This is a genomic window from Pseudomonas sp. LBUM1662 (assembly GCF_059695915.1).
Map to the genome: position 1 here is coordinate 5461994 of NZ_CP166793.1, position 26306 is coordinate 5488299.

The window sequence follows — 26306 nt, forward strand, 5'->3', positions numbered from 1 at the left end:
CAACACCACAAAACCCTGTAGGAGCGAGGCTTGCCCGCGAAGGCTGCGTGTCAGCCACCATCAATGTTGAACGTGATGGCCTCTTCGCGGGCAAGCCTCGCTCCTACAAGGGAATGCGGCGTCCAACCGTTTTTTATATGAACCATGCCCGCACAGGATCGTCATCTACAGTGAACTTGCGCGGGACAACTTGAAACGTCACGGAGAACCACACTATGAGCACTGATGGTGCTTTGAGTCGAAGCCGTCTGTTGCCGACCCTGCTCGGCATCCTGCTTCTGCTAATGGGCCTGGCCATGCTGGCCGGCGGGATCAAGCTGAGTATGCTCGGCGGCTCGCTGTATTACCTGCTGGCCGGTATCGGCCTGACGCTGACCGGCGTGCTGCTGATCCTGGCTCGCCGCGCTGCGCTGGGCCTTTACGCACTGGTGCTGTTCGCCAGTACCGTGTGGGCCTTGTGGGAAGTCGGCCTCGACTGGTGGCAACTGGTGCCGCGTCTGGCGATGCTGTTTGCGCTGGGCCTCGTCATGTTGCTGCCGTGGTTCCGCCGTCCGCTGCTGATCACCGGCCCTGCGCCGATGGGCACTGGCGCGTTGAGCGTGGCTGTGGTGCTGGCGGGCGTTACTGCACTGGCCAGCCAGTTCACCAACCCCGGTGAAATCAAAGGCGAACTGGACCGCGACAGCGTGCCGGGCATGACCAACACCGCCCCGGCCATGCCCGACGGTGACTGGAATTCCTACGGCCGCAGCGCCCACGGCGATCGTTACTCGCCACTGGCGCAAATCACTCCGCAGAACGTGAACAAACTGGTTCCAGCCTGGACCTACCGCACCGGCGACCTGCCAGGGCCGAACGACCCGGGTGAAACAACGGCCGAAAACACCCCGCTGAAAGTCAACGGCATGCTCTACGTCTGCACGCCGCACAGCCAGGTGATCGCCCTCGACCCGGACACCGGCAAGGAAATCTGGCGTTTCGATCCGAAGCTCTCTACGCAAAACGCGGCGAACTTCAAGGGTTGGGCGCACATGACCTGCCGTGGCGTGACCTATCACGATGACGCCGCCTACGCGTCCGAGCAAAGCCCGGCCGGCACCGCCAGCCCTGCGCCGGTCAGCACGGTCTGCCCGCGCCGGATCTTCCTGCCGACTGCCGACACCCGCCTGATCGCCCTCGACGCCGACACCGGCAAGATGTGTGAAGACTTCGGCAACAATGGCCAGGTCGACCTCACCGCCAACATCGGCGGCTTCAACGCCGGCGGTTACTATTCCACCTCGCCTCCAGCGGTCACCAAGGATCTGGTGGTGATTGGCGGTCACGTCACCGACAACGTTTCCACCGACGAGCCTAGCGGCGTGATCCGCGCGTTCGACGTGCACACCGGCAAACTGGTGTGGAACTGGGACAGCGGCAACCCGGACGACACCACGCCGATTGCCGAAGGCCAGGTCTACACCCGCAACTCGCCGAACATGTGGTCCATGTTCGCGGTCGACGAAAAACTCGGCATGCTCTACCTGCCGATGGGCAACCAGACCCCGGACCAGTTCGGTGGCGAACGCACCCCTGAATCGGAACTGCACGCCGCCGGCCTGACCGCCCTCGACATCGCAACCGGCCAGGTGCGCTGGCACATGCAGTTCACCCACCATGACCTGTGGGACATGGACGTCGGTGGCCAGCCAACCCTGATGGACCTGAAAACCGCAGACGGCGTGAAGCCAGCGGTACTCGCATCCACCAAGCAAGGCAGCATCTACGTGCTGGACCGCAGCACCGGCAAGCCGATCGTGCCGATCAACGAAGTGCCGGTGCCACAAGGCGCTGTCGAAGGTGATCACACCTCGCCAACCCAACCGAAGTCCGACCTCAACCTGATGCCGCCGCCGCTGCAAGAGCGCGACATGTGGGGCGTGACCCCGTTCGACCAACTGATCTGCCGGATCGACTTCAAATCCATGCGCTACGACGGCCCGTTCACGCCGCCATCACTGCAGGGTTCGATCGTTTACCCAGGCAACTTTGGTGTGTTCGACTGGGGCGGCATCTCGGTTGACCCGGTGCGTCAGATTGCCTTCGTGAACCCGAGCTACATGGCGTTCAAATCGAAAATGATCCCGGCCGCCGAAATCGCTGCCCAAGGCCCGCGCAAAAGCGAAACCGAAGGCGTGCAGCCGAACAAAGGCGCGCCGTACGGCGTCGTCCTCGAAGCGCTGCTCTCGCCAATGGGCCTGCCGTGCCAGGCGCCAGCGTGGGGTTATGTGGCTGCAGTCGACCTGACCACCCACAAAACCATCTGGAAACACAAAAACGGCACCGTGCGCGACAGCTCGCCGGTTCCGATCCCGCTGAGCATGGGCGTGCCTAGCCTGGGCGGCACGTTCACCACTGCCGGTGGTGTTGGCTTCCTGAGCGGCACCCTCGACCAATACCTGCGCGCCTACGACGTGAAAAACGGCAAGCAGTTGTGGGAAGGTCGCCTGCCAGCAGGCGCACAGACCACACCGATGACTTACACCGGCAAGGACGGCAAGCAATACGTGCTCGTCGTAGCTGGCGGTCACGGGTCGCTGGGCACCAAGCAAGGTGACTATGTGATTGCGTACAAACTGTCCGAGTAAGGTTTAGCGGCGGTTAAAGGAAAGGCGACTCCTGCGAGGGGGTCGCCTTTTTTTACATCGCTGTCCCGTCCTGAATAAGGTTTACACCTTCTGATCTATTTTCAGGAGGGAGTAATGGAATCAGCAAAAAGGCGTAGTCAGCGAGACTACACGCTGACTTTTAAATTGTCGGTCGTCGACCAGGTCGAAAAAGGCGAGCTGAGTTATAAAGAGGCTCAGGAGCGCTACGGGATTCAAGGCAAAACGACCGTTCTGACGTGGTTGCGCAAGCATGGTCGGCAAGATTGGAGCCCAGGCACATACATTGGCTCGCCGAGGATGGGGTCTATGCCCGACAAAAACCGACCATTAACGCCAGAGCAACGCATCAAAGAGCTTGAAGAACAGTTGGCGCTGTCCAATCAGAAAGCGCAGTTTTTCGAGGCGGTCGTCGATGTCTTGAAAAATGACTACGGTCTCTCTGTCGTAAAAAAGCGTCCCGGCAAGTCCTCGCGCAAAAACGAATCCAAAACCTGAGCATCAGCAGGGCTTGCCAGTTCATGGGGATAAGCCGACAGGCTTACTACAAACGCAATCGCACCGATGCTGCTCGTCTGGTTCTGGATCAGAAAGTTGCCGATTTTGTTCAGCAAAAACGTCAGCGGCAGCCGCGGCTGGGCACCCGAAAGCTGCATTATTTGCTGCATTGCCAGCCGCAGCATGAGCTGCAAGTGGGTCGAGACCGACTGTTTTCAATTCTGCGCGAGAGGCGTTTATTGGTGGCCCGCAAGCGGGCGTATCACAAGACGACTGACAGCCATCATCGCTTTCGGCGCCATCCAAACCTGCTCAAACCGGGTCCTGATCAGGTTGTTCCAAGCGGCCCTGAGCAAGTCTGGGTAGCTGACATCACCTATCTTCCCACTCAGGAAGGTGTGGCCTATCTGAGCCTTGTGACAGATGCTTTTTCGCGAAAGATCGTGGGCTATCACGTCCATGAAAGTCTGCACACCGAATCGGTAGCGCATGCGCTGCGTCGAGCAGTGAGTCAGCGTCAAACCGTGCAGCCGCTGGTGCATCACTCAGACAGAGGCAGTCAGTATTGCTCGGGTATGTACCAGGAACTGCACGCAAAACACGGCATCCGGTGTTCGATGACGGACGGCTATGACTGCTACCAAAACGCCTTGGCAGAGCGTGTCAACGGGATCTTGAAGACGGAGCTTCTGCTTCAGCGACCACAGGATTTAATGCAGGCGAAAAAGATGGTGGGTGAGTCGATATCGATCTACAACCGCGAGCGGCCGCACCAGTCTTTGAAATACAAAACGCCCGATGCGGTGCATCGGGCGTTGGGGTGAAATAGGTGTAAACCTATTTCAGGACTAGACACGCTGCAAATCAAAAATGTGGGAGCGGGCTTGCTCGCGAAAGCGGTGTTTCAGACAACTTCTATGTTGAATGTTAAACAGCCTTCGCGAGCAAGCCCGCTCCCACATTTGACCTCGGTTGGCCTGAAGAAACTGTGCGTACGTCCTACAGCCGTCGCGGTTCTGGAGGAGGATTCCGACAGGTTCTATCGGTTGTCGTGTCGGAAGTTGGGAGGATAGGCTTTGGGTGTCGCTGAATATCAGCGACCAGGCGTCGCGGCCTGAATCAGCTTACTTGGTGCATAATCACCCGCCTCAACCGACCAACCTTCAGCGCTTGTCGTTTGGTCTTATGGTGGCTGTGCGCGGGATACCTTCGGGTATGCCGGGTTTCCAAGTAGCTCGGTCCGCGAACCTGCGTACAGCTGCCACCTACCATCGCGTCGCGGCGATCAGTGGCGGCTCCATTACTTACTTGGAGCTTCACCATGTTCAAAGAAACCCCGAATCCCCCGCAAACCGACGACGTTTCCCCCTACGAATCCCTCGATTCCAAAAAACTCAACGACGCCGCCGAGCGCGCGCTGGATCACTACCTCAACCCCGCCGCCCTCAAATCCCCTGCCATGCGCAAACCCAGCACCATGTTTTTGATCGCACCGGACATCAAAGACGAAGACCTGCTGGCCCACACCTGCGAGTCATTGGCCCAGGCCAGTGTGATGGCGAGTGATTTCGCGGACTATCTGGAAGGCCCGCACCGGCACAAGGCAATGGCGATCCAGCAGATAGTCATGCTCGCCGAACTGGCCGCAAACCGGATGCTCGATAACGTCGCCATACCAAAACCTCAACCACACAGCTAATCCCCCTGTAGGAGCTGTCGAGTGAAACGAGGCTGCGATCTTTTGATCTTGATCTTCAGCGCTTCTGATAAGCAGAAAATCAAGATCAAAAGATCGCAGCCTCGTTTCACTCGACAGCTCCTACACTGATCCGACACGGCTCTGACATCGCGTCGGCCCCCGAATCAAATCTGTCAAATCCCTGAACACACACCCAGAAATATCCCGCCCCATTGAAACCACCCCCCACCTGCCCCATCTAAGACCCATACCCCATTGCGCAGGTGCCCCATGAGCGACCAGCAAGAATTCCCCGAAGACCCGAGCGACTACGCCGACCCAGAGAACGCCGAACACCATTCCACCGGCAAAGGCCTCGCCCTGCCCGGCCAGAACCTGCCGGACAAGGTCTACATCATCCCGATTCACAACCGCCCGTTCTTCCCGGCCCAAGTGCTGCCGGTCATCGTCAATGAAGAACCGTGGGCCGAAACCCTCGATCTCGTCAGCAAATCCGATCACCACTCCCTGGCCCTGTTCTACATGGACACGCCCCAGGAAGATCCGCGCCATTTCGATACCTCGGCCCTGCCGCTGTACGGCACGCTGGTCAAGGTGCACCACGCCAGTCGCGAAAACGGCAAGCTGCAATTCGTCGCCCAAGGCTTGACCCGCGTGCGCATCCGCACCTGGCTCAAGCACCACCGCCCACCGTACCTGGTCGAAGTTGAATACCCGCACCAGCCCACCGAGCCGACCGATGAGGTCAAGGCCTACGGCATGGCGTTGATCAACGCGATCAAAGAACTGCTGCCGCTCAACCCGCTGTACAGCGAAGAGCTGAAAAACTACCTCAACCGCTTCAGCCCCAACGATCCGTCGCCGCTGACCGACTTCGCCGCCGCACTGACTTCGGCCACCGGCAGCGAGCTGCAAGAAGTGCTCGACTGCGTGCCCATGCTCAAGCGCATGGAAAAAGTCCTGCCGATGCTGCGCAAGGAAGTCGAGGTCGCGCGCCTGCAAAAAGAAATTTCCGCCGAAGTTAACCGCAAGATCGGCGAGCATCAGCGCGAGTTTTTCCTCAAGGAACAACTCAAGGTCATTCAGCAAGAGCTGGGGCTGACCAAAGACGACCGCAGCGCCGACATCGAGCAGTTCGAACAGCGACTAAAAGGCAAAGTCCTGTCGGCGCAGGCGCAGAAGCGCATCGAAGAGGAAATGAACAAGCTGTCGATCCTCGAGACCGGTTCGCCGGAGTACGCGGTCACCCGCAACTACCTCGACTGGGCGACCTCGGTGCCGTGGGGCGTCTACGGCGAGGACAAACTCGACCTCAAGCACGCGCGCAAGGTGCTGGACAAGCACCACGCCGGCCTCGACGACATCAAGGATCGCATCCTCGAATTCCTTGCGGTCGGTGCCTATAAAGGCGAGATCAGCGGCTCCATCGTCTTGCTGGTCGGCCCGCCGGGCGTGGGTAAAACCAGCGTCGGCAAATCCATCGCCGAGTCCCTCGGCCGGCCGTTCTACCGCTTCAGCCTCGGCGGCATGCGTGACGAAGCCGAGATCAAGGGCCACCGCCGCACCTACATCGGCGCGCAACCGGGCAAACTCGTGCAGGCGTTGAAAGACGTCGAAGTGATGAACCCGGTGATCATGCTCGACGAAATCGACAAGATGGGCCAAAGCTACCAGGGCGACCCGGCCTCGGCGCTGCTGGAAACACTCGACCCGGAACAGAACGTCGAATTCCTCGACCACTATCTGGACCTGCGCCTCGACCTGTCGAAAGTGCTGTTCGTCTGCACCGCCAACACCCTGGATTCGATCCCCGGCCCGTTGCTGGACCGGATGGAAGTGATTCGCCTGTCGGGTTACATCACCGAAGAAAAAATCGCCATCGCCAAGCGCCACCTGTGGCCCAAGCAACTTGAGAAGGCTGGCGTGTCCAAAGGCAGCCTGAGCATCAGCGACAGCGCCTTGAAAGCCTTGATCGACGGTTATGCCCGTGAAGCCGGGGTGCGTCACCTGGAAAAAGAACTGGGCAAACTGGTGCGCAAAGCCGTGGTGAAATTGATCGACGAGCCGAAAGCGGTGATCAAAATCGGCCCGAAAGACCTCGAAGCCTCACTCGGCCATCCGGTGTTCCGCAACGAACAAGTGCTGTCCGGCACCGGCGTCATCACAGGCCTGGCCTGGACCAGCATGGGCGGCGCGACCTTGCCGATCGAAGCCACGCGCATTCACACCTTGAACCGTGGTTTCAAACTCACCGGGCAATTGGGCGACGTGATGAAAGAGTCGGCGGAAATCGCCTACAGCTACGTCAGTTCAAACCTGAAGTCGTTTGGCGGCGATCCGAAGTTCTTCGACGAAGCCTTCGTCCACCTTCACGTCCCGGAAGGCGCCACCCCGAAAGACGGCCCAAGCGCCGGTGTGACCATGGCCAGCGCCCTGCTCTCTCTCGCCCGCAACCAGGCGCCGAAAAAAGGCATCGCCATGACCGGCGAACTGACACTGACCGGGCATGTACTGCCGATTGGCGGGGTGCGCGAGAAAGTGATCGCGGCGCGGCGGCAGAAGATCTTTGAATTGATCCTGCCGGAGCCAAACCGTGGGAGCTTTGATGAACTGCCGGATTATCTGAAGGAAGGGATAACCGTGCACTTTGCCAAGCGATTTGCGGATGTGGCAAAGATATTGTTCTGAAAGCTCACCTATCGTGATCGGTACTAATGTATCCATCACGATATGCCAAAAGACACTAAACATTATTTCTAACCAATATAAAAACCTGTAAGAACTGACAGTTGCGACCTTAAGTTATGTGCTGGAGCATAGAGGCTCCATTACGCATATTAAGGTAGCAAAAAATGACAAGCCAATTTACGCAAGAACACTCTACAACAAACCTTTTTACAGCAAAAATCCAGCATCAAGACGACTTCACCGCAGACTCACTGCACGTCCTGTACACTTCAGACGATCAAAACTATCTGGATGTTGATGCATTTATGGGTAATTACGGAAGTGAAAATGGACGAAGAATTTTAGTCATGCTGGAAAGGGACAATAGCAAGAATTACTTTATCATTTCCAACCTTATATTCGATTGTAAAGTTGACGGAAAACCAGTAAGACGAGTTTTTTCTAAAGGCGATTTCATCATTGATATCAATGAGACGACAAAGCTATTCAAAATGAAATTTAAGGTATCAGAAACAAGAAATGGCGAACCTTTTGAGATTTCCGGGAACGTCGAATACCTCATGAGTTAAGCTCGCTGCATATCGTATGACTGCTTTTAAATTACTCACATTCGCCACTGCCTGACCGACTTGGGCAGTGGGCGAATTTAGTTATAAGCAGAACCACCTATAAAACAAAAAAGACTAAAAAACTGTCATTCCTGACAGTTACCTCTCCATGATTTTCTCAACACACTTCCATTTCGGTTTTCACCTTTCTATGGAAGTGACTTATGGCGAACACAAATTCAATTGACGGGGTTTTAGTTGACGGTCAACTAACCGTTGAAACAAAAGATATTACAAACGCAACCTCCCCCTTACCGATGACAACCTTTACCACCACTGCCATAAGTTATTTGCACGATCAATTCAGGCCAGGTTTTCTTATCAGTTTTTATAAAGACAAAGGCCTTTCCAGCGAAAGAACGCTGACTTTTATCTTCTCAACCGACGGAGAGCCCCGTATCACTGCGTACTCGGAAGCCTTCACCACAAAAACAGAGCAATACCCCTATGATTTCGAAATCATCAACTACACCGGCACCATTGAAACAATGGAAATAACGCCAGACAAACGTCGGTACAACGTGATCGAGTTCAAAATTCTGGCCAAGAGAAGTGATAACAATGAAACACGTGAACTGACTGGCAGAGGGCATATTTTTATCACCGACCAGTCGATGGCTCTTTAGGCTCCAGCGCCTGCCTGCGCGCACCACTGTTACCGGTAAAGTGCCGACAGGCGTGTAAAGGATTATCTGAAGGTCATCCGCGCAGGCACCGCCACACTTTGTCTCATCTTCAGTGATGCTCCCAAATCAGCTGCCGAGCATCGTTCGGCAGCTCCCACTTAAATAGAATAAGAAAATAGAACATATAGCCAAACGATATAACAATCTGTTAACTCTTACAGTATCCACCTTCAACTCCTTCAAATACTGTTTGGAACGATCATCGACGAAATTTTCTGCGATGCAAATTCTAAATACAAAGGAATTGATATGACTACAATTACAAGTACCGAAGGCGACTTCATCGCAAAAATCAGCCTCGAACCAGATTTCTCCAAACCAGACTATATTCATGTCTTTGAAGACATCAATGGCTTCAATCATTTTTCAGCGATAGAAAACCCCAATATCCCTGACGAGTCTCGAACTGTCTATTTCACTATGAAACCGGGTATAACCAACGGAAAACATATTTACCCTGCCGGCATTCATGAAATGTATTTCATCGACTATAAAGACCATACACGCATCAAGGCAAAAATAATCAGTGGCGAATGCACGGTTAACTTTGACCACCAAATAAAGCGCTTCACAATGTCATTCCACACATGCCTGAAAAACATAATGGATAATCGCGAAATCGACATTTTAGGCAGTTTCGACCTCACTCAAAGTAGTACAAACACAGCAAAATAGTTTCTCTTTGCTTCATTCAATACGGAAAAGTTGGCTACTGTAGCCAACTTGCGACTTAGAAGTATCCCTCTAGAAAGACTGTCACACTTTGTCTCATCTTCAGTTATGCTCGCCGTTCGTCGTGAACGCCGGAGCCTCTGACCTTATGTCCCTCATTCGCCTGCTTGTCCCCCTCGCCCTCTCCCTGCTGGCCGCCTGCGCCACGCAACCGAAACAGAACGTGACGGTGGAAAAACAAAGCGAGTGCCCGGTGCAAATGCGCAGTGGACAAAACCTGATCCTGACCCTGCCAAGCAACCCGACCACGGGTTATCGCTGGGCGATCCAGGATTCGGCCGGCGGCGTGCTGCATGCACTCAGTCCCGAGGTGTACAGCAACCCGGAAGACGCCGGGATCGTCGGCAGCGCCGGCCTTTCGACCTGGCGCTTTCAGGCGTTCGCCGCCGGTACGGGCCGCTTGCGCCTGACCTATTCACAGCCATGGGCACCGGAAGTGCCCGCGGTGAAAACCTTCGACTGCGCGATCGCGGTTAACTGATCGTGGGCTGGCTGATTCTGGCGCTGATGGGCGCGGTGACCTTTCTGTATGGTTTGAGCGTGCACGCCGCGTTGCTCTGTCTGCTGGTCAAGCCGTTGCCGGTGTTGGCTTTGCTCGGTTGGTTGCACGACGCACCACCCAGCGAATATCGACGCTGGATCAGCCTTGGATTGATTTTCTCGCTGCTTGGCGATGTGTTGCTGGCGTGGCCGGGGGATCTGTTTGTGTTTGGGCTTGGGGCTTTTTTGGTCGCCCACCTGGCGTATCTGAAGGCTTACTTGAGCGATTGCCGCCGGTTGGCGTTGTTGCCGCTGGTGATTGCGTTGGGCGTCGGCGCAATATTGCTGGGGATCTTGATTTCCCATGGCCTGGGCCCGTTGTTGATCCCGGTGATTGTCTACGGTTTGGCCATCAGTGCGATGCTCTGGCGCGCACTGGCCCGGCTCGGAACCGAAGTGCCCAAACGCTCGGCTTTGCTGGCGGCGGCCGGTGCGGTGGCGTTTGTGTTTTCCGACAGCGTGATTGGCATTAGTCGCTTTGTCATGCCGTTCGATGCGGCGCCTTACGTGATCATCCTCAGTTACTGGCTGGGGCAATGGGGGATTGCCGCTTCGGCGTTCGCTCAGAAATCGCGCTGAATCCTTCGCGAGCAAGCCCGCTCCCACATTTGATCCGGGCTGAACACATTTCTTGTGTCCGACTCAGAACCACTGTGGGAGCGGGCTTGCTCGCGAAAGCGGTATGACTGAACACGCAGACCTCGGATCCTGCCGGCGGTTTATCAGACAACCCGCGCATCCCCCCGTCAATTTGGCTAAAATGCCGGCCTTTTCCACCTACGCCGCCGGAACCGCCGTGAGCAAAGACCCCGATCGCCTTTTCGCCCAGCCTTTGGCCCAGGTGCCTGACTTCGCCTTTAACGAGGACGTGGTGCGGGTGTTCCCGGACATGATCAAGCGCTCGGTGCCGGGTTATCCGACCATCGTCGAAAACCTCGGCGTGCTCGCCGCGCAATTCGCCCAGCCCAACAGCGTGCTCTACGACCTCGGCTCGTCCCTAGGCGCCGTGACTCAGGCGTTGCGCCGTCACGTGCGCACCGACGGTTGCCGCGTCATCGCTGTGGATAACTCCGCGGCGATGGTCGAACGCTGCCGCGAATACCTCAACGGTCAGGACTCGATGTTCCAGGAGTTGCTGCCCGTGGAAGTGATCGAGGGCGACATCCTCGCCCTTGAGTTTCAGCCCGCCTCGGTGGTGGCGCTGAACTTCACTCTGCAATTCATCGCCCCGGACCAGCGCACTGCGTTACTCACACGTATCCGCCAATCGCTGCTGCCCGGTGGCGCGCTGATTCTGTCGGAGAAACTGCGCTTCAACGATCCTGAAGAGCATGCTCTGCTCACCGACCTGCATGTCGCGTTCAAACGCGCCAACGGCTACAGCGAGCTGGAAATCGCCCAGAAGCGCAGCGCCATCGAAAACGTCATGAAGCCCGACAGCCTCGAAGAACACCGCGAGCGCCTGTTGGCCGCCGGGTTCTCGAAAGTCGTGCCGTGGTTCCAGTGTCTTAACTTTGCCTCGTTGATTGCCTTGCCATGATTGATCTGTCCCCCCTCGCCCGCCGTCTGGCCGGCACACCGCTGGCCGACTGGGCCAACACCCTGCAAGCGCAACTCGACAAGAAAATGGAAAAGGGTCACGGCGACCTGGAGCGCTGGCAAAGTGCGCTGGATGCCTTGCCGAAGATTCAGCCGAGTGAAGTCGACTTGCTCAATGGCCTGACGCTGGACACTGACTGCGATGACGAAACCCGTGCGCAAATGCGTACCGCGCTGATGGGTTTATCGCCATGGCGCAAGGGGCCGTTCGACCTGTTCGGCGTGCACGTCGACACTGAATGGCGATCGGACTGGAAGTGGTCGCGGGTAGCACCGCACCTGGACCTGAAGGGCAAACGCATCCTCGATGTGGGTTGCGGCAATGGTTACTACATGTGGCGCATGCTCGGTGCCGGTGCGGACAGCGTGATCGGTGTAGACCCGAACTGGCTGTTTTTCTGCCAGTTCCAGGCGGTGCAGCGTTACCTGTCCGAGCCCAATGCCTGGCACCTGCCATTCCCGTTCGAAGACCTGCCACCGAACATGGAAGGCTTCGACACGGTGTTTTCCATGGGCGTGTTCTACCACCGTCGTTCGCCGATCGAGCATTTGCTGGCGCTGAAGGATTGCCTGGTCAAGGGCGGTGAACTGGTGCTGGAGACGCTGGTGATCGAAGGCGATCAGCAGCAGGTGCTGGTGCCGGAAGACCGGTATGCGCAGATGCGTAACGTGTGGTTCCTGCCGTCGGTGCCGGCGCTGGAATTGTGGTTGCGTCGGGCCGGGTTTACGGATGTCCGCTGCGTCGATGTGAGTGTGACCACGGTCGAGGAACAGCGTGGGACGGAGTGGATGAAGTATCAGTCGTTGAGCGATTTCCTTGACCCGGAAGATCACAGCAAGACGATTGAAGGGCTGCCGGCGCCGATGCGTGCGGTCATCGTTGCCCGCAAATAGAACCCAATCTCCCTGCCAATACAGATCAAATGTGGGAGCGGGCTTGCTCGCGAAGAGGGAGTGTCAGCCGACATGAATATCGGCTGACCCACCGCATTCGCGAGCAAGCCCGCTCCCACAGGGGTCGGCGTTCAGTCTGCTGGTTTTGCGCGGCGGGCCTTGAAGAATTCGCTGAGTACAGCCCCGCACTCCTCGGCCAACACCCCGCCCTCAAACAACACCCGGTGATTCAAGAAGCCCTGGGTAAAAAACTGCCCCTGACTCTGCACAATCCCCGCTTTCGGCTCCAGCGCCCCGTACACCACCCGCGCAATCCGCGAATGCACGATCAGCCCGGCGCACATGCTGCACGGCTCAAGGGTCACGTACAGCGTGCTGCCCGGCAGGCGATAGTTGCTGGCGGCCAACGCCGCGGCGCGGATCGCAACCATCTCGGCATGGGCGCTCGGGTCGTTGCCGCTGATCGGGCAGTTGAAGCCGCGACCGATGATCTCGCCGTCCTGCACCAGCACCGCGCCCACGGGCACTTCACCCAGCGCCGCGCCCTGTGCGGCCAGGGTCAGGGCTTCGCGCATGAAGTCGCGGTCGCGGCTGCGGTCGATGATCGCGGCGGGACGAATCTGACGCATCAGGCCACCTCGATCGCGGCCATCAGGCCGGTTTCCATGTGGTCGATCACATGGCAATGGAACATCCACACGCCGGGGTTATCCGCCACCAACGCGACTTGCGCACGCTCGTTTTTGCCCAGCAGGTAAGTGTCGGTGAAGTACGGGATGACCTTGTGCCGGTTCGAGGCGATGACCTTGAAACTCATGCCGTGCAGGTGAATCGGGTGCTGATACTGAGTCATGTTCTTCAATTCGAAAATGTAGCTCTTGCCCTTCTCGAGCTTGGCAATCGGGCGGTCGGCGCAGGTCTTGTCCGTGATGTCCCAGGCTTTACCGTTGATCTGCCACAGGCTCGGCGGCTTGCCGTTGTCGACGTTGACCGACACTGAACCTACCCATTCGAAATTGAAGTTGAGTTTCTCGGCATTGGCCAGGTCGGGTTCTGCCACCGGGTTGGCGGGCAGCGCGGGCGGCCATTCGGTGGGTGCATCGGTATTCGCTACCGAGCGCAACGTGCCCAGGCGAACCGGGCCATTGCGCAGGGACAATTCCTCACCGGCGGGTGGCGCCTTGATCGCCAGGCAGATGCGCATGCCCGGGCCGAGCCAGTATTCCTTGCCCATGGGGCGCGGTTCCACGGGATTGCCGTCCAGCGCGTAGATCTGCGCTTCGACGCCAGGAATGTTGAGGCGATAAGTCAGCGTGTTATCGAGGTTGAGCAAGCGCACGCGGGTGATTTGCCCGGCGGGCAAGTCGATCACCGCTTGCGAGACACCGTTGATGGTCGACAGGCGTCCCGCCGTGCCGCCACGGGCGGCTTCGCGCGGAATGCTGAACGCTACGAAAGCGCCCTCTTCATCGACGTGCCAGCTCTTGAGACTCAGGGTTTTTTCGTACTTGAAACCGGTCGGCTCGCGCTCTTCGATAATCAGCGGGCCAACAAGGCCACGACCGAGCTCTTCGCTGCTGTTCACGTGCGGGTGATACCAGTAGCTGCCGGCGTCCGGTACGCGGAATTTGTAGTCGAAGTATTCGCCCGGCAATACCGGAAGCTGCGATACGTAGGGCACGCCGTCCATTTCCAGAGGCAGGCGGATGCCGTGCCAGTGAATGGTGGTCGCCACCGGCAGATGGTTGATGAAGCGCACCCGCAGCCATTCACCCTGACGCACCCGCAGTTCAGTGCCCGGCGCCGACGGACCGAAGGCCCAGGCGGGGGTCTTGTGCCCGGCCACCAGTTCGACGTCCAGCGGTGCCGCGATCAGCTCATAGTCGTGGCCGGCGTCAGCGTCAGCCATCTTGCCCAGCCAGTACCGCGACGCGCCCCCCGCTCCGACACCAACGACAACAAGACCGGCCAGGCCACCGAGGATTTGGCGACGGGTAAAGGACATGAACTCAACTACCTCACGTATCAGCGACAGGCCCGAGGGCCTGTAAAAGGCGAATACGATACACCTGCGGTTGAGAAACAGTAAGGGTGGGGCGGCGGATGGCCGCAGCCGCAGCAGCTGCGATCGCTCCAACGCTCTGCGTGGGAACGATCATTATGCGAGGCCAGTGATCAGATGCACCACGCCGTCATCCAGCACCATCACGCCCGGCACCCCAGCCACATTCAATGCCTGCCGATCCATCCGCGCCACATCCCGCAATTCCACCCGCACCCGAGTCAACGCCACTGGTTGCTGCGACTTGAGGTTATCCACACCGCCCAGCGCGGCAACGACATCCGGCGCCAGCCCGCAAACAGGTTGAGCAACCGCCTTCGGCTCGTCCACCACCAGATCCGGCGTCAACGCTTTCCAGAACGCCCGCTGCATTTTCTCGAACATGTTCAGTTCTCCAGAACCAGTGAAGTATCGACCGTTGCCTCGTGATACAGCCGCAACGCCTCGCGCACCTGCCCGGCACTTTCCAGGCCCAGGACCTGTTGGGCGATGGCCTGGCAGTCCACCAGGTCAACTTCGCGAACCGCTGCCTTGATCGCCGGAATCAACGGCACGCTCACTGACAGTTCATCCACCCCAAGTCCCAGCAGCAGCGGCACAGCCAGCGTCTCGGAGGCCATGGCGCCACACACACCGACCCACTTGCCGTGGGCATGCGCAGCCTTCACGGTGCTGGCAATCAAGCGCAGAACCGCAGGATGAAAGCTGTCGGCCTGACTGGCCAGACGCGGGTGATCGCGATCCATCGCCAGGGTGTATTGCGTAAGGTCGTTGGTGCCGATGGAGAAGAAATCCACCTCGGGCGCAAACAGATCAGCCATCAGCGCCGCCGCCGGCACTTCGATCATGATGCCCAGTTTGGGCAATGCCGTGAGGCCCAATGCCTGCGCCTCTTCTTCCAGCAGTTGCCGGGCCAGGCGCAACTCGGAAAGCTGCGTGACCATCGGCAACATGATGTGCAGCCTCGCCAGCCCGGCGCTGCTCAGGATGGCCTTGAACTGATCGCGCAACAGCTGTGGACGTTCCAGGCACAAACGAATCCCGCGCATGCCCAGGAAAGGGTTGGTTTCGCTGTCCATCGGCACATACGCCAGCGGTTTGTCGCCGCCAACATCCAGGGTGCGCACCACCAGATTGCGCGTCGACCCGAGAGCCTTGGCGATGGCGCTGTAGGTGGTCGCCTGCTCGTCATGGCTCGGCGCATGGTTGCGATCCAGATAAAGAAACTCCGAACGCAACAAACCGACGCCCTCGCCTCCCAGAGCAATGGACTGCTCGGCTTCAGCCAGTGAAGCGATGTTGGCCGTCACTTCAAAATGATGACCGTCGCGGGTGCAGGCGGCCTGTGCTGCGTGCGCCAGCTCATGCTGCTGGCGTTGCTGTTGCAGCTGCCGCCTGGCTTGCAGCTGTTCGATGGCCTGCAAATCAGGATCCAGCTGCAGTTCGCCCTTGTCGGCGTCAAGCAGCACCTGGGTGCCGTTGACCAGCGCCAGCACTTGCACAGGCAGCCCACAAATCGCCGGCAACCCGAACGCCCTGGCGAGGATCGCGACGTGGCTGGTGGCGCCGCCGCCGACCGTGGCGAAACCCAGCACCTTTCGGGTATGGAGCCCGGCAGTCTGTGACGGCGTCAGCTGTTCGGCGATCAGGATCGCCCCTTCAGGCAGGTCCATTGCCTGATCCCGTACACCGAGGATCAGCTTGAGCACCCGCTGACTCACATCGGCCAGGTCCGCCGCCCGCTCCGCGAGCAAGGCATTGCCCAGGTTTTTGAACAAGGTGGCAGCCGACTCGGTGGCCGTACGCCAAGCGAAACCGGCGCTTTTGCCTTCGCTGATCTGCACATGAGCCACTTCCAGCAAACCGGGGTCTTCGAGCAGTTCCTGATGCGCCTTAAAGATGTCTGCCTGCGCGTCGCCAATGGCGCTGTCACGCAACTGTTGCAAGTCCACCAGCGCCTCGGCCAAGGCGCGAGAAAGATGATCGCGTTCAACCTGCGGTGTGGCGCCGAGTTCATTCACGTCCAGGTTCTGCTCGGCTATCTGCACCACTTGGCCAAACGCCGATCCGGGCGATGCGCAAACCCCGCGCAACACCGTCAGCGATGAAGCCTCGATCACATTCACCTCGACCTGCGCCGAGACCTCCACCGCTTCACCGCAACCAGACACCAGCAGTTCGGTCAGCGTCTTGATCGCCACATCGGCGTCCGGGCCGGCGGCGCTGACTTGCAAGACATCACCGTGCGCTGTCTGCAACGCCATGATCGCCACCAGGGATTTCGCGTTCGCGCTCTCCTGCCTTTTATGCAGGTAAATGCTCGCTGAAAAACCCTTCGCCGCCTGAGCAAACACCGCTGCCGGACGGGCATGCAAGCCGTTCGGGTTGGCCAGTGTCACCGGCTGGGAAAACAATGCTTCGTCCTCTTCCGGAACCAATGCATCGGTTGACGGCTCGACAGGGTTCAAACTCAATAGCGGCTGACCACTGTCTACCAGACCCGTTTCCGGGGTCAGCCAGGTGAACGGCTCACCGCTGACCACCAACATCAACGTCAGCAGGCTGCGAGCATTCAATGCAACAAAATCGACATCGAACTCGATCAGCGGTTGCCCAACGTCAACCCGCTGGCCCTCTTCCACCAACGGCGTGAACCCCTTGCCTGCCAGGTTCACCGTGTCGAGGCCGATGTGCATCAACACCTGCACGCCATTTTCGTCGGTGATGCTGACGGCATGCCCACTGGCCTGCACATTGCTGACAATCCCGGCCAGCGGCGCGCACAAGGTCGTTGAAGTCGGATCGATGCACACGCCATCGCCGATCACACGGCTGGAAAACACCGGATCGGGCACGCGGTCCAGTGGCATCAATACGCCGGACAAAGGCGCGTGCAGTTGCAATTGTTGGGGTGTGGCCATGACGTCACCTGCTGTTTTGTTCTTTGAAGTGCCGATGGAGCGCGAGGCTCCGACAGCATCGCTTATTTCCACCAGTACTCGACCTGCAATCCGACATTCGAACCGTGCCGCGCCGTGCCGAAGGCGCCGGTATCGGACAACGCGGAACCCGCCGCCAGTTCATTGGCCGCCCGCTTGGCCGCCTCGTTCCAGCTGGCATAGGTGTAATACAGTCGCACCTCGGGCCGCGCCCAGAATTCGGGGCCTTTGGGCGACCACGTCGGGGCGAAAGTGAACTTGCTCAGCTTGCGTGTACCGCCCTCGGCTTCGACCTGATCGTGACCCAATTCGGTCACCAGTTTGAACTGCTCGGTGATCGCGTACGCCGGGCGAATCCCCAGGGAAATCCAGTTCTGATCGGCACCGTCCGGGCGAATGTCTTTCTGGTAAACCGCCTCGACTTGCCCACCGAATCGCGGTGTCACTTGCCAGTCGAAAAACTCCACCACCCGATAGCTTTTGCTGCTGTCGTCCAGCTTCACGTTACCGGTATAGCCCAACCCGGTGCCGGGGCCTTCACCGTACTGGAAGGCCAGTTTGTTCTTGCCGCCCAGAAAACCTTTTTGTACATGCTGTGTAGTGATTGCCCAACCGTGATGTGCGTTGCGGCTGTCGGGTTTGTCGATGTAACTCAGGCCGAATTCCAGTTCACCACCGGGGTTGGTGTTGAAACCGGCTACGTTGAAATCGTGGCGATTGATGTAGTCCTTCTGGTACAGGTTGTCCTTGCGCGAGAAGGCGTAGCTGTATTTCAGATCGCCGATCAGCACATCCTCGATACCACCGCCGGTGGCGCTCTGGTTCCAGTAGTAGTAATCGGAAATGTGGATGTCGTTCCGTTTGTAGTAACGCCGACCGGCCCACAACGAGCCGCCGTTGAGACCGGGCATGTCCGACCATTGCGCGTACAGCTGCGGCAGGCGCACCGAGCCGTTATCGCCGTTGAACGTCAGGTCCTTGTCGTACTGGTTATACAGCGAAGCCATACCGTCGACGCTCAGCACCGAACCGTCGTCCAAGGTGTACAGGTCCTGACGCAGTTCGAGCTCGGCGTATTGCTCACATTCATTGCCCAAGCGGTATTTGGTCTGCGCCCCAGGCAGTTGGAAACACTGCTGTTTACCACTGTTGACCGATGTCCCGACGCCGCTTCGCAAGTAACCGCCGAACTCCAGGGCCTGCGCCGACAATGGCAACGCCAGGCATACGCTCGCGACGGCAAGGCTGCGATTTAGTGTTGTTTTCAAGAACCACCCCATTATTTTTATTGTGTTGTTCCGCAAATTCGGCGCGCAAAACTCCCCCGCGCAGCGTTCTGCGTGTTTTTTTAAATCGGTGTTGTTTTAGTGGTCGGTCAGTCGGTCAGATGCAAAACGAACGACTCATAGGGCCTTAAAAGAATCTGCCTATTTCGCAGCGGGCAGTCCGGGTAGTTGCTGATGACCAGACGCTGAGCCATCGCTTCGTTGATCACGTCTTCTGGCAGTTCGACTTCGCACGGCGCGCCATAGAAGTTGTTCAGCACCAGCAAACGTTCGCCATTGCCTTCACGCACATACGCCCAGATTTGCGTGTGTTCCGGCAACAATTGCCGATAGACGCCATCGGAGATCAGCGCTTCGCTGCGACGCAGGGCAATCAACTGACGGTAGTGATGCAGCACGGAGTCCGGGTCGTCGAGCTGAGTCGCAACGTTGATCTGCGTCGCGTTGGCCGGCACGCCAATCCAGGGTTCGGCAACGCTGAATCCGGCGTTCGGCTCGGCGTTCCAGTGCATCGGCGTACGGCCGTTGTCCCGGGATTTCTGCATGATCGCCGCCATGTTGTCGGCGTCGCTCGCACCGGCTTCGCGCTTGAGCCGAAAGATGTTCAGCGTCTCGACGTCGCGGTACTGATCGATGTGATCGAACCCCGGATTGGTCATGCCCAGTTCTTCGCCCTGGTACACAAATGGCGTGCCCTGAAGAAAGTGCAGCGCGGTGCCGAGCATCTTCGCCGACACCACGCGATGCTCACCGTCATGGCCAAAACGCGAGACCACGCGCGGCTGGTCGTGGTTACACCAGAACAGCGCGTTCCAGCCACCGCCAGCCTGCATGCCGGTCTGCCAGTCCGAGAGGATGCGCTTGAGCTGGAGGAAGTCGAAGTCGGCACGAATCCACTTCTGCAGGTTCGGGTAATCAACCTTGAGGTGGTGGAAGTTGAAGGTCATCGACAGTTCTTTCGAGTCCGGTTTCGAATAGCGAATGCAGTGTTCCAGACTGGTGGAGGACATCTCGCCGACGTTGATCAGGTCATGACCTTCGAAGACTTCGCGGTGCATCTGCTGCAAGTATTCATGCACGTTCGGGCCGTCGGTGTAGAAGCGTCGACCGTCGGTGTTGTCCTCGGGAAAATCCGCCGGTTTGGAGATCAGGTTGATCACGTCCAGACGGAAACCACCCACGCCTTTATCGCGCCAGAAACGCATCATCTTGAAGACTTCGGCGCGTACTTTCGGGTTGTCCCAATTCAGGTCAGCCTGGGTGTGATCGAACAGGTGCAGGAAGTACTGACCGGTCTGGGCCTCGTATTCCCAGGCCGAACCGCCGAACTTGGATTCCCAGTTGTTTGGCTGATCGCGCCAGATGTAGAAATCGCGGTACGGGTTGTCGAGGCTGCTGCGGGCCTGCTGGAACCAGGTGTGTTCGATCGAGGTGTGGTTGACCACGATATCGAGCATCAGCTTGATCCCGCGCTTGCCGGCCTCGGCGATCAGCAACTCGCAATCGGCCATGGTCCCGTAACTCGGGTCGATGGCGTAGTAGTCGCTGATGTCGTAACCGTTGTCGCGCTGGGGCGAGCGCAAGAACGGCGTGATCCACAGGCAATCGACACCCAGCCAGTGCAGGTAATCGAGCTTGGCCACGACGCCGAGCAAATCACCCGTGGGGTTGCCGGCGTGGCTGTGAAAACTCTTCGGGTAGATCTGGTAGATCACCGAACGTTGCCAGTCTTGCATGGCGCTATTCCTTCAATAAGTTTTGTACTGGCCTTGAGGGCCCCTTCGCGGGCAAGCCTCGCCCCTACATTTGGACGCGAAACCCTGTAGGAGCGAGGCTGCCCGCGAATGCGATCTATCAGGCAACCCGATACCCCGGCCGGACAATCTTCATGCTCAACCCACAGGTCAGAACAAACGGTACAACCATGGCGATGACCATCCCGATCACGAACATCGGAATGAACTGCGGAATGATCGAGATGAAACCGGGCAAGCCTCCGACGCCGATCGCCGAGGCCTGGACCTTGTTCAGCGACAGGAAAATGCAACCCAGGGCCGAACCGCACAGGGCCGCATAGAACGGAAACTTGTAGCGCAGGTTGACCCCGAACATGGCCGGCTCGGTGATGCCGAAATAGGCGGAAATCGCCGAGGTCGAGGCCATGCTTTTGTCGCGCACATTGCGGGTCATGTAGAACACCGCCAGTGCCGCGCTGCCCTGGGCGAGGTTGGACATGACGATCATCGGCCAGATGAACGTGCCGCCCTGGGTGGAGATCAGCTGCAAGTCGACCGCAAGGAACATGTGGTGCATGCCGGTGATTACCAGCGGCGCATAGAGCAGCCCGAAGATCGCCCCGCCGACCATCGGCGCGAGGTCGAACAGCATGACCACGCCTTCGGTGATGAGAATCCCCAAGTGCCGGGTCACCGGACCAATCACCGCCAGCGCCAGCACACCGGTAACGACGATGGTGGTGATCGGCACCACCAGCAATTGCACCGCGTTCGGCACCCTTGCCCGCAGCCATTTCTCGATGACGCTCATCACGTAGGCCGCCATCAGGATTGGCAGGATCTGCCCTTGGTAACCCACCTTTTCGATCTGGAACAAACCGAGGATGTCGAAGTACGGCAGGCTCTGGCCGTCGAGACCCGCAACAGCCTTTCCATAGTTCCAGGCATTGAGCAGATCGGGGTGAACGAGCATCAGACCGAGCACGATGCCGAGGATTTCGCTACCGCCAAACCGCTTGGCCGCCGACCAGCCCACCAGGGCCGGCAGGAACACAAACGAGGTGTTGGCCATCAGGTTGATCAGGCTCCAGAGCCCGTCGAGTTTCGGGTAAGCGTCCAGCAGGGTCTGGCCCTCGATGAACATGCCCTTGGCGCCGATCAGGTTGTTGATGCCCATCAACAGCCCCGCAATGATCAACGCCGGCAGGATCGGCATGAACACGTCGGAAAACACCCGCACCAGACGCTGCATGGCGTTTATCTTGTCGGCGCTTTTTTGTTTAACGTCGGCGATGGTTGAAGCGGCGAGACCGGTTTGACGGCGCAGTTCGGCGTAAACCTTTTCAACCTCGCCGGGGCCGATGACCACCTGGAACAGGCCGCCGGTGAAGAACGAGCCTTTCACAAGGTCGATCTGGTTCAGCGTGGCGCTGTTGACCAGGCTCGGGTCCTTGAGGGCCAGGCGCAGGCGTGTGACGCAGTGCGCGGCCTGCTCGAGGTTGTCGCTGCCCCCGAGGCTTTGCAGCAGCTCGCTGGCGATGTTCGGATAGTCGTGGCTCATGCTTTTCTTCCGCTGTAGTTTTTTGTTTTTGGCAGCACGCCGAAGCGAAAAGTACTCGTCTGTACGAGTTAAAGCAACAACTCGTACAGACGAGTTTGATTTTGTTTATTCGGAACCCGACTGCCAGCGAAAATTCCTACCTTCCGAAACGATGAAACCTAAACCCGCATGGACAAACCCCTACCCTGCCCTTAAGGTTCGAAACCTTGAGCACATCGCGGCACAGAGCCATCCCCATGAGTAAATACAACCAGATCTACAGCGATCTGCTTGCCAGCATCACGACCGAACGTCTGGAACGTGGCGCCCGGTTGCCTTCAGAAACCGAATTGATGGACAGCTACCAGGCCAGTCGCGGCACTGTGCGCAAGGCCATCGAGCAATTGCAGGAGCGTGGTTTCGCCCAGAAAGTCCACGGTAAAGGCACCTTTGTGCTGTCGACCAACCCGATCGAATTCCAGCTGGGCGGCATCGTCAGCTTCCAGGAGACTTATCCGCGACTGGGCAACGACGTCAGCACCGAGGTGGTCGAGTTCACCCAGATCCCCCTCGAAGGCCCGCTGCTCGAACACATCAAGGCTGAAGAAGGCAGCCTGATCACGCGGATCAAGCGCGTGCGGCGGATCGACGGCAAACGCGTGATCCTCGACATCAACCATTTCGTCAGTGATGTGATTCCCGGCCTGTCCCGCGACATCGCCGAGCAGTCGATCTACGCCTTCATCGAACAGACCCTGCAACTGCAAATCGCCTACGCCCAGCGCACCATCGAAGCGGTGCCGCGGAGCAAGGACGACCAGCATCACCTCGACCTCGACGGCCAGAGCCATGTGATTGTGGTGAGCAACCAGACCTTCCTGCAGGACGGCCGCCAGTTCGAGTACACCGAATCACGGCATACCCTCGACAAGTTCTACTTTTCGGATGTGGCACGGCGCTGACCCTACACGGTCACGCAATGCATGTGGGCATAACTATGTAGTGCACTTGCCTTGAGCAAATGGGTAATCCTCACGGCCCATTTCTCAAGGAGCGAGAGCATGCCTGTTGATCAACAAATTGAAGTGTCCCCCAATGCCGCCGACAAGGATCAGCTAAAAGTCATCGCGCCCGTCATCGTCACGGCCTGTCCGGATTTGCAGGAAGAAGCCCGTGCGATGGCCGGCGAAATCCTCGCAAAGCAAGGCATTACCGGCCTGGACCCGGATAAGGTCTGGTGGCATCGGTTCAACAATGTGTCAGCCAGCAGCACCAAGGCCTTCCTCGGCTGGGAACACAGCCCTGAACCCAGTCAATCAATGACCCTGACACAACTGGTCATTCATCGGTATTACGTCACTGACCAGGACTACGCCGACCAGCTGGACGCTTACGGCGGGTTTTACACCGCTGACGCCACCGCCAGCATTTTCAACGAAACCAATGAAGTCCGGATGTACCCGAGCGAAGTGCTCAAGGACTTCTGGCACGAGACCTTCAGCGACCGTTACCTGAACAAACTGAACGCCTACTGGAGCGTTCATTTCGATGATTATCGGGCCTTGGCCAAATGCAACTATCTGAGCAAAGCCGTCGAAGCCCGGGAAAACGGTACGCTGCAAGAGGAGGAGTTTCAGACCGTCATCAGGGCGGTCTCGGCTGACAAGGCCTGGCCAATCACTCTGGAAACCTTGCGGGCACAGACCTCGGCGCCTGAGGATCTACAGGTGTGCGCCCTGGATGTTGCCGGGCATGTCGCCACGGATATTCTGCGCATCGTTGACAGCAGTGGCCGGCAAATCACCTACGTTCCCGGCGCAGCAAAAGCCTTCCATGTGCATCCGACGCTGACGGACATGCACTGGTGGATCTTGCTGCAAATGAACGATGACGCGCGTTATGCCGAATTCATGACCCATTTCCCGCTGTCGGTGCGTCAAGAGATCCACGACAACATCACGCCCCTGATGAACCAGCTGGTGGGCACATGGGGCAAATACGACCACCATTTGATCAATCAGAAAAACATCACCCTCGGCGGCGACGCGTTCACCTGGCTGAGCGGCAATGTCCGGAGCGCGATGTCGCAAGAAGCGGATCTGTCTCTGGTCACCAATGGACAACTGCGCAAAGGCATGTGGCTCGGCTACCTGACTGCCGGGCTGCACGTATTCGGACCGCTGGCACTGCTCGGTTGGCCGATTGCGCTGCCGGTGATTGGCGCCAGCATCGCTTCAATGGGCTTGAACATCGACAAGGCCGTCAACGGCAAAACCGTGGCGGAGCGCAAGGCCGGCGTCAAAGGCGCCGTGCTGGATGGCATCAACCTCCTGTTCAATCTTCCGCTGCTCAAGGAGGTGGACGTTCTGGAGGAGGTCGGCGCTTCAGCCGAGGCCGCCGAAGCCGCCGAAATGGCCAGGCTGCGAGAGGCCAACACCCCTGCTGAGCCGATCGGTGCACAAGAACCGGAGGTATCCGACGGTGCAGAGAGTGCAACCACTCAACTTCAAGAGTTCATCCCCCTGAAACCGGCACCGGTACAGCACCTTGAAGTACCGGAGTACTGGCAAAGTAACGAGATTCTGGAAAGTGAGACGCCACTCGCCACCCATGGCAAGTTCCAGGGCATCTACTCACTCAACTCCAACCCCGCGTCTGCCATCATGATGAACGATGCAGCCTATTACGTGCGCTACGAAGCTGACATCAATGGTGGCGGCAACTGGGCCATCATCGACCCCGCAAACCCTCACGCCTCCTCAGGATCGATACCCGTCCGCTTGAATGGCGAGGGCGAGTGGGAGCTGAAGCCGACATCCGGTTTAAAGGGTGGCGGCAACGACGACCTCGTCGCTGTTCCGGGACCTTCCCGAATTCCCGCCCCTGTCCTTCCACCGGAAGAACTTCGCGCGCCCTCGACGAAATACGACACCCCCAATGGGCGGTCACTTAACGTCCTGGCGTTAGGTAAAAGAGAAACGCACATAAGAATAATCAACCTTCCCGACGGACGCCTGAAAGGGATGACTCCGTATGAAGAGTTCGTCGCTGAACGTCGCGCAACCCTGTTGAGGGATACTCGCACCGCCCTTTCGAAAAAGAACTTTTTTTCCTCATTACCAGCACGTCCGGTACAGCCCGTCATCACGCCATCCATGACCGTGTCGGAACTCATCGAGAAGATATTCGATGCCGCGCCCGGGTTAGTGATTGGTGAAAGCCAGGATCGAATTGCCAGCATGCAGTTCCTGATCGAGAACATGCAGACATTGGCACGGCAAGGCGTCAAGACGATCTATATGCATCGCTTGCTCAACGACTTCAATCAAATCGACCTGAATACTTTCGCCAGAAGTGCACAGATGGACGGCATGCTCGAAAAGTATCTGAAACAGCTCCAAAGCGATCCTGCCGGGAAGTTCACCCCTCTTGAAGTCGTCAAGGTAGCTCGTGAGAACGGTATCCGGATCCAGGCGACTGACTGTCTCGCAAGTTACCGATATCCAGCATCGTCCTTCATTGACGTTCAGGAACAATCCATTAAAAACTACCTCACCACTACGATCATGCGTGCCAATGAAGCGCTTGGCAGGTCAGGTAAATGGGTGGTGCTGACAGGCCAGGAAAACACCAATACCTTTAGAGGCATGGCCGGCATCAGTGAAATGAATGGCGGTATCGGTTTGCGTATTGAGGAGGTACTTCCCGAACACAGCCTGAAAATAGAGATCGACCACGGCGTAGAGGTGGGCCGTAATGCCAGCCCGCTACCCGTTAACTTTGAGGGAGAATTCGACACCTTGTATGCCGATATCAACCTGCAGGTCCCCATGTCCATGCTGCAGCGAACCCCGGCTGAAATGGATCGCATCCTGTTCCGTCAGGGAATGTTCACCTTCAAGGAATCGGATGGAACCTGGACACTGATCCATCGCAGCAGAACCGGTCTGATCACCGAAACCCTGGTTGAACGAACGGCCGATGGACAATACCTGGTCAATCGTCCCGCCTGGGCCGATATCCATCAAAAACCTTACCCTCGCCTGGTCGACCTCTCGCACGCTTTCACCCGCATGGGCATGAAACTCGAAGGACGCCTGCCCGTTTAGGAAAACACCGTACCGCGATACGCAAAAGGCCCCGTGAACTCACAT

At 58.1% G+C, this 26306-nt stretch carries 19 protein-coding genes and 1 pseudogene; 13 read left to right on the forward strand and 7 right to left on the reverse strand.

What is annotated here, in order from left to right; translation table 11 throughout:
- Nucleotides 1-215 precede the first annotated feature (215 nt).
- From ACA049_RS24765 to cmoB, 11 genes and pseudogenes are all read left to right on the forward strand, one after another.
- On the forward strand, nucleotides 216-2627 hold the full coding sequence (locus ACA049_RS24765; protein WP_497330588.1) for a glucose/quinate/shikimate family membrane-bound PQQ-dependent dehydrogenase: 2412 nt from the start codon (nucleotides 216-218) through the stop codon (nucleotides 2625-2627).
- A gap of 114 nt (nucleotides 2628-2741) precedes the next feature.
- Nucleotides 2742-3995, forward strand: a pseudogene (locus tag ACA049_RS24770) (IS3 family transposase).
- A gap of 469 nt (nucleotides 3996-4464) precedes the next feature.
- Nucleotides 4465-4842 (forward strand): DUF6124 family protein, encoded by a 378-nt coding sequence (locus tag ACA049_RS24775; RefSeq protein WP_497330590.1) that lies wholly within the window; start codon nucleotides 4465-4467, stop codon nucleotides 4840-4842.
- Nucleotides 4843-5112: 270 nt separating this feature from the next.
- The gene (lon, locus tag ACA049_RS24780) at nucleotides 5113-7530 is read left to right on the forward strand and encodes an endopeptidase La (RefSeq protein ID WP_497330592.1); all 2418 of its coding nucleotides are present in this window, start codon (nucleotides 5113-5115) and stop codon (nucleotides 7528-7530) included.
- Nucleotides 7531-7694: 164 nt separating this feature from the next.
- Nucleotides 7695-8099 carry a hypothetical protein gene (locus ACA049_RS24785; protein ID WP_497330594.1) on the forward strand — a complete coding sequence of 135 codons (405 nt, stop codon included), beginning with the start codon at nucleotides 7695-7697 and terminating at the stop codon, nucleotides 8097-8099.
- 203 nt (nucleotides 8100-8302) lie between these two features.
- Nucleotides 8303-8764 carry a hypothetical protein gene (locus tag ACA049_RS24790; RefSeq protein ID WP_497330596.1) on the forward strand — a complete coding sequence of 154 codons (462 nt, stop codon included), beginning with the start codon at nucleotides 8303-8305 and terminating at the stop codon, nucleotides 8762-8764.
- Between the two features lie 309 nt (nucleotides 8765-9073).
- Complete coding sequence (locus tag ACA049_RS24795; protein ID WP_497330598.1) at nucleotides 9074-9499, forward strand: hypothetical protein; 426 nt, start codon at nucleotides 9074-9076, stop codon at nucleotides 9497-9499.
- 145 nt (nucleotides 9500-9644) lie between these two features.
- Nucleotides 9645-10037 carry a protease inhibitor I42 family protein gene (locus tag ACA049_RS24800; protein WP_497330600.1) on the forward strand — a complete coding sequence of 131 codons (393 nt, stop codon included), beginning with the start codon at nucleotides 9645-9647 and terminating at the stop codon, nucleotides 10035-10037.
- Nucleotides 10038-10039: 2 nt separating this feature from the next.
- Nucleotides 10040-10675 carry a lysoplasmalogenase gene (locus ACA049_RS24805; protein WP_497330602.1) on the forward strand — a complete coding sequence of 212 codons (636 nt, stop codon included), beginning with the start codon at nucleotides 10040-10042 and terminating at the stop codon, nucleotides 10673-10675.
- Nucleotides 10676-10856: 181 nt separating this feature from the next.
- A complete protein-coding gene (gene cmoA / locus ACA049_RS24810; RefSeq protein WP_497330604.1) occupies nucleotides 10857-11636 on the forward strand; it encodes a carboxy-S-adenosyl-L-methionine synthase CmoA in 780 nt (259 codons plus the stop codon).
- Nucleotides 11633-12589 carry a tRNA 5-methoxyuridine(34)/uridine 5-oxyacetic acid(34) synthase CmoB gene (gene cmoB / locus ACA049_RS24815; RefSeq protein ID WP_497330606.1) on the forward strand — a complete coding sequence of 319 codons (957 nt, stop codon included), beginning with the start codon at nucleotides 11633-11635 and terminating at the stop codon, nucleotides 12587-12589. Before cmoA ends, cmoB begins: the two co-directional genes overlap by 4 nt.
- A gap of 131 nt (nucleotides 12590-12720) precedes the next feature.
- Here cmoB and tadA read toward each other — a convergent pair whose 3' ends face one another.
- The 7 genes from tadA to treP form a co-directional block, all read right to left on the reverse strand.
- The gene (tadA, locus tag ACA049_RS24820; protein WP_201206415.1) at nucleotides 12721-13218 is read right to left on the reverse strand and encodes a tRNA adenosine(34) deaminase TadA; all 498 of its coding nucleotides are present in this window, start codon (nucleotides 13216-13218) and stop codon (nucleotides 12721-12723) included.
- Nucleotides 13218-14594 carry a multicopper oxidase family protein gene (locus tag ACA049_RS24825; protein ID WP_497330608.1) on the reverse strand — a complete coding sequence of 459 codons (1377 nt, stop codon included), beginning with the start codon at nucleotides 14592-14594 and terminating at the stop codon, nucleotides 13218-13220. The genes tadA and ACA049_RS24825 overlap by 1 nt, the downstream gene beginning before the upstream one ends.
- A 153-nt stretch (nucleotides 14595-14747) precedes the next feature.
- Complete coding sequence (locus ACA049_RS24830) at nucleotides 14748-15035, reverse strand: PTS sugar transporter subunit IIB (protein WP_497330610.1); 288 nt, start codon at nucleotides 15033-15035, stop codon at nucleotides 14748-14750.
- 2 nt (nucleotides 15036-15037) lie between these two features.
- Nucleotides 15038-17572 carry a phosphoenolpyruvate--protein phosphotransferase gene (ptsP, locus tag ACA049_RS24835; RefSeq protein WP_497330612.1) on the reverse strand — a complete coding sequence of 845 codons (2535 nt, stop codon included), beginning with the start codon at nucleotides 17570-17572 and terminating at the stop codon, nucleotides 15038-15040.
- Between the two features lie 62 nt (nucleotides 17573-17634).
- Nucleotides 17635-18858, reverse strand: a complete 1224-nt coding sequence (locus ACA049_RS24840; protein WP_497330614.1) for a maltoporin — start codon at nucleotides 18856-18858, stop codon at nucleotides 17635-17637.
- A gap of 107 nt (nucleotides 18859-18965) precedes the next feature.
- Nucleotides 18966-20612, reverse strand: a complete 1647-nt coding sequence (treC, locus tag ACA049_RS24845) for an alpha,alpha-phosphotrehalase (protein ID WP_497330616.1) — start codon at nucleotides 20610-20612, stop codon at nucleotides 18966-18968.
- 118 nt (nucleotides 20613-20730) lie between these two features.
- Nucleotides 20731-22173 (reverse strand): PTS system trehalose-specific EIIBC component, encoded by a 1443-nt coding sequence (gene treP, locus ACA049_RS24850; protein ID WP_497330618.1) that lies wholly within the window; start codon nucleotides 22171-22173, stop codon nucleotides 20731-20733.
- A 236-nt stretch (nucleotides 22174-22409) separates the two neighbouring features.
- Here treP and treR point away from each other — a divergent pair, with 236 nt between their 5' ends.
- Entirely contained in the window at nucleotides 22410-23114 is a 705-nt protein-coding gene (gene treR, locus ACA049_RS24855) for a trehalose operon repressor (protein WP_084320795.1), read from the forward strand.
- Nucleotides 23115-23213: 99 nt separating this feature from the next.
- On the forward strand, nucleotides 23214-26261 hold the full coding sequence (locus ACA049_RS24860) for a membrane-targeted effector domain-containing toxin (protein ID WP_497330620.1): 3048 nt from the start codon (nucleotides 23214-23216) through the stop codon (nucleotides 26259-26261).
- Nucleotides 26262-26306 lie beyond the last annotated feature (45 nt).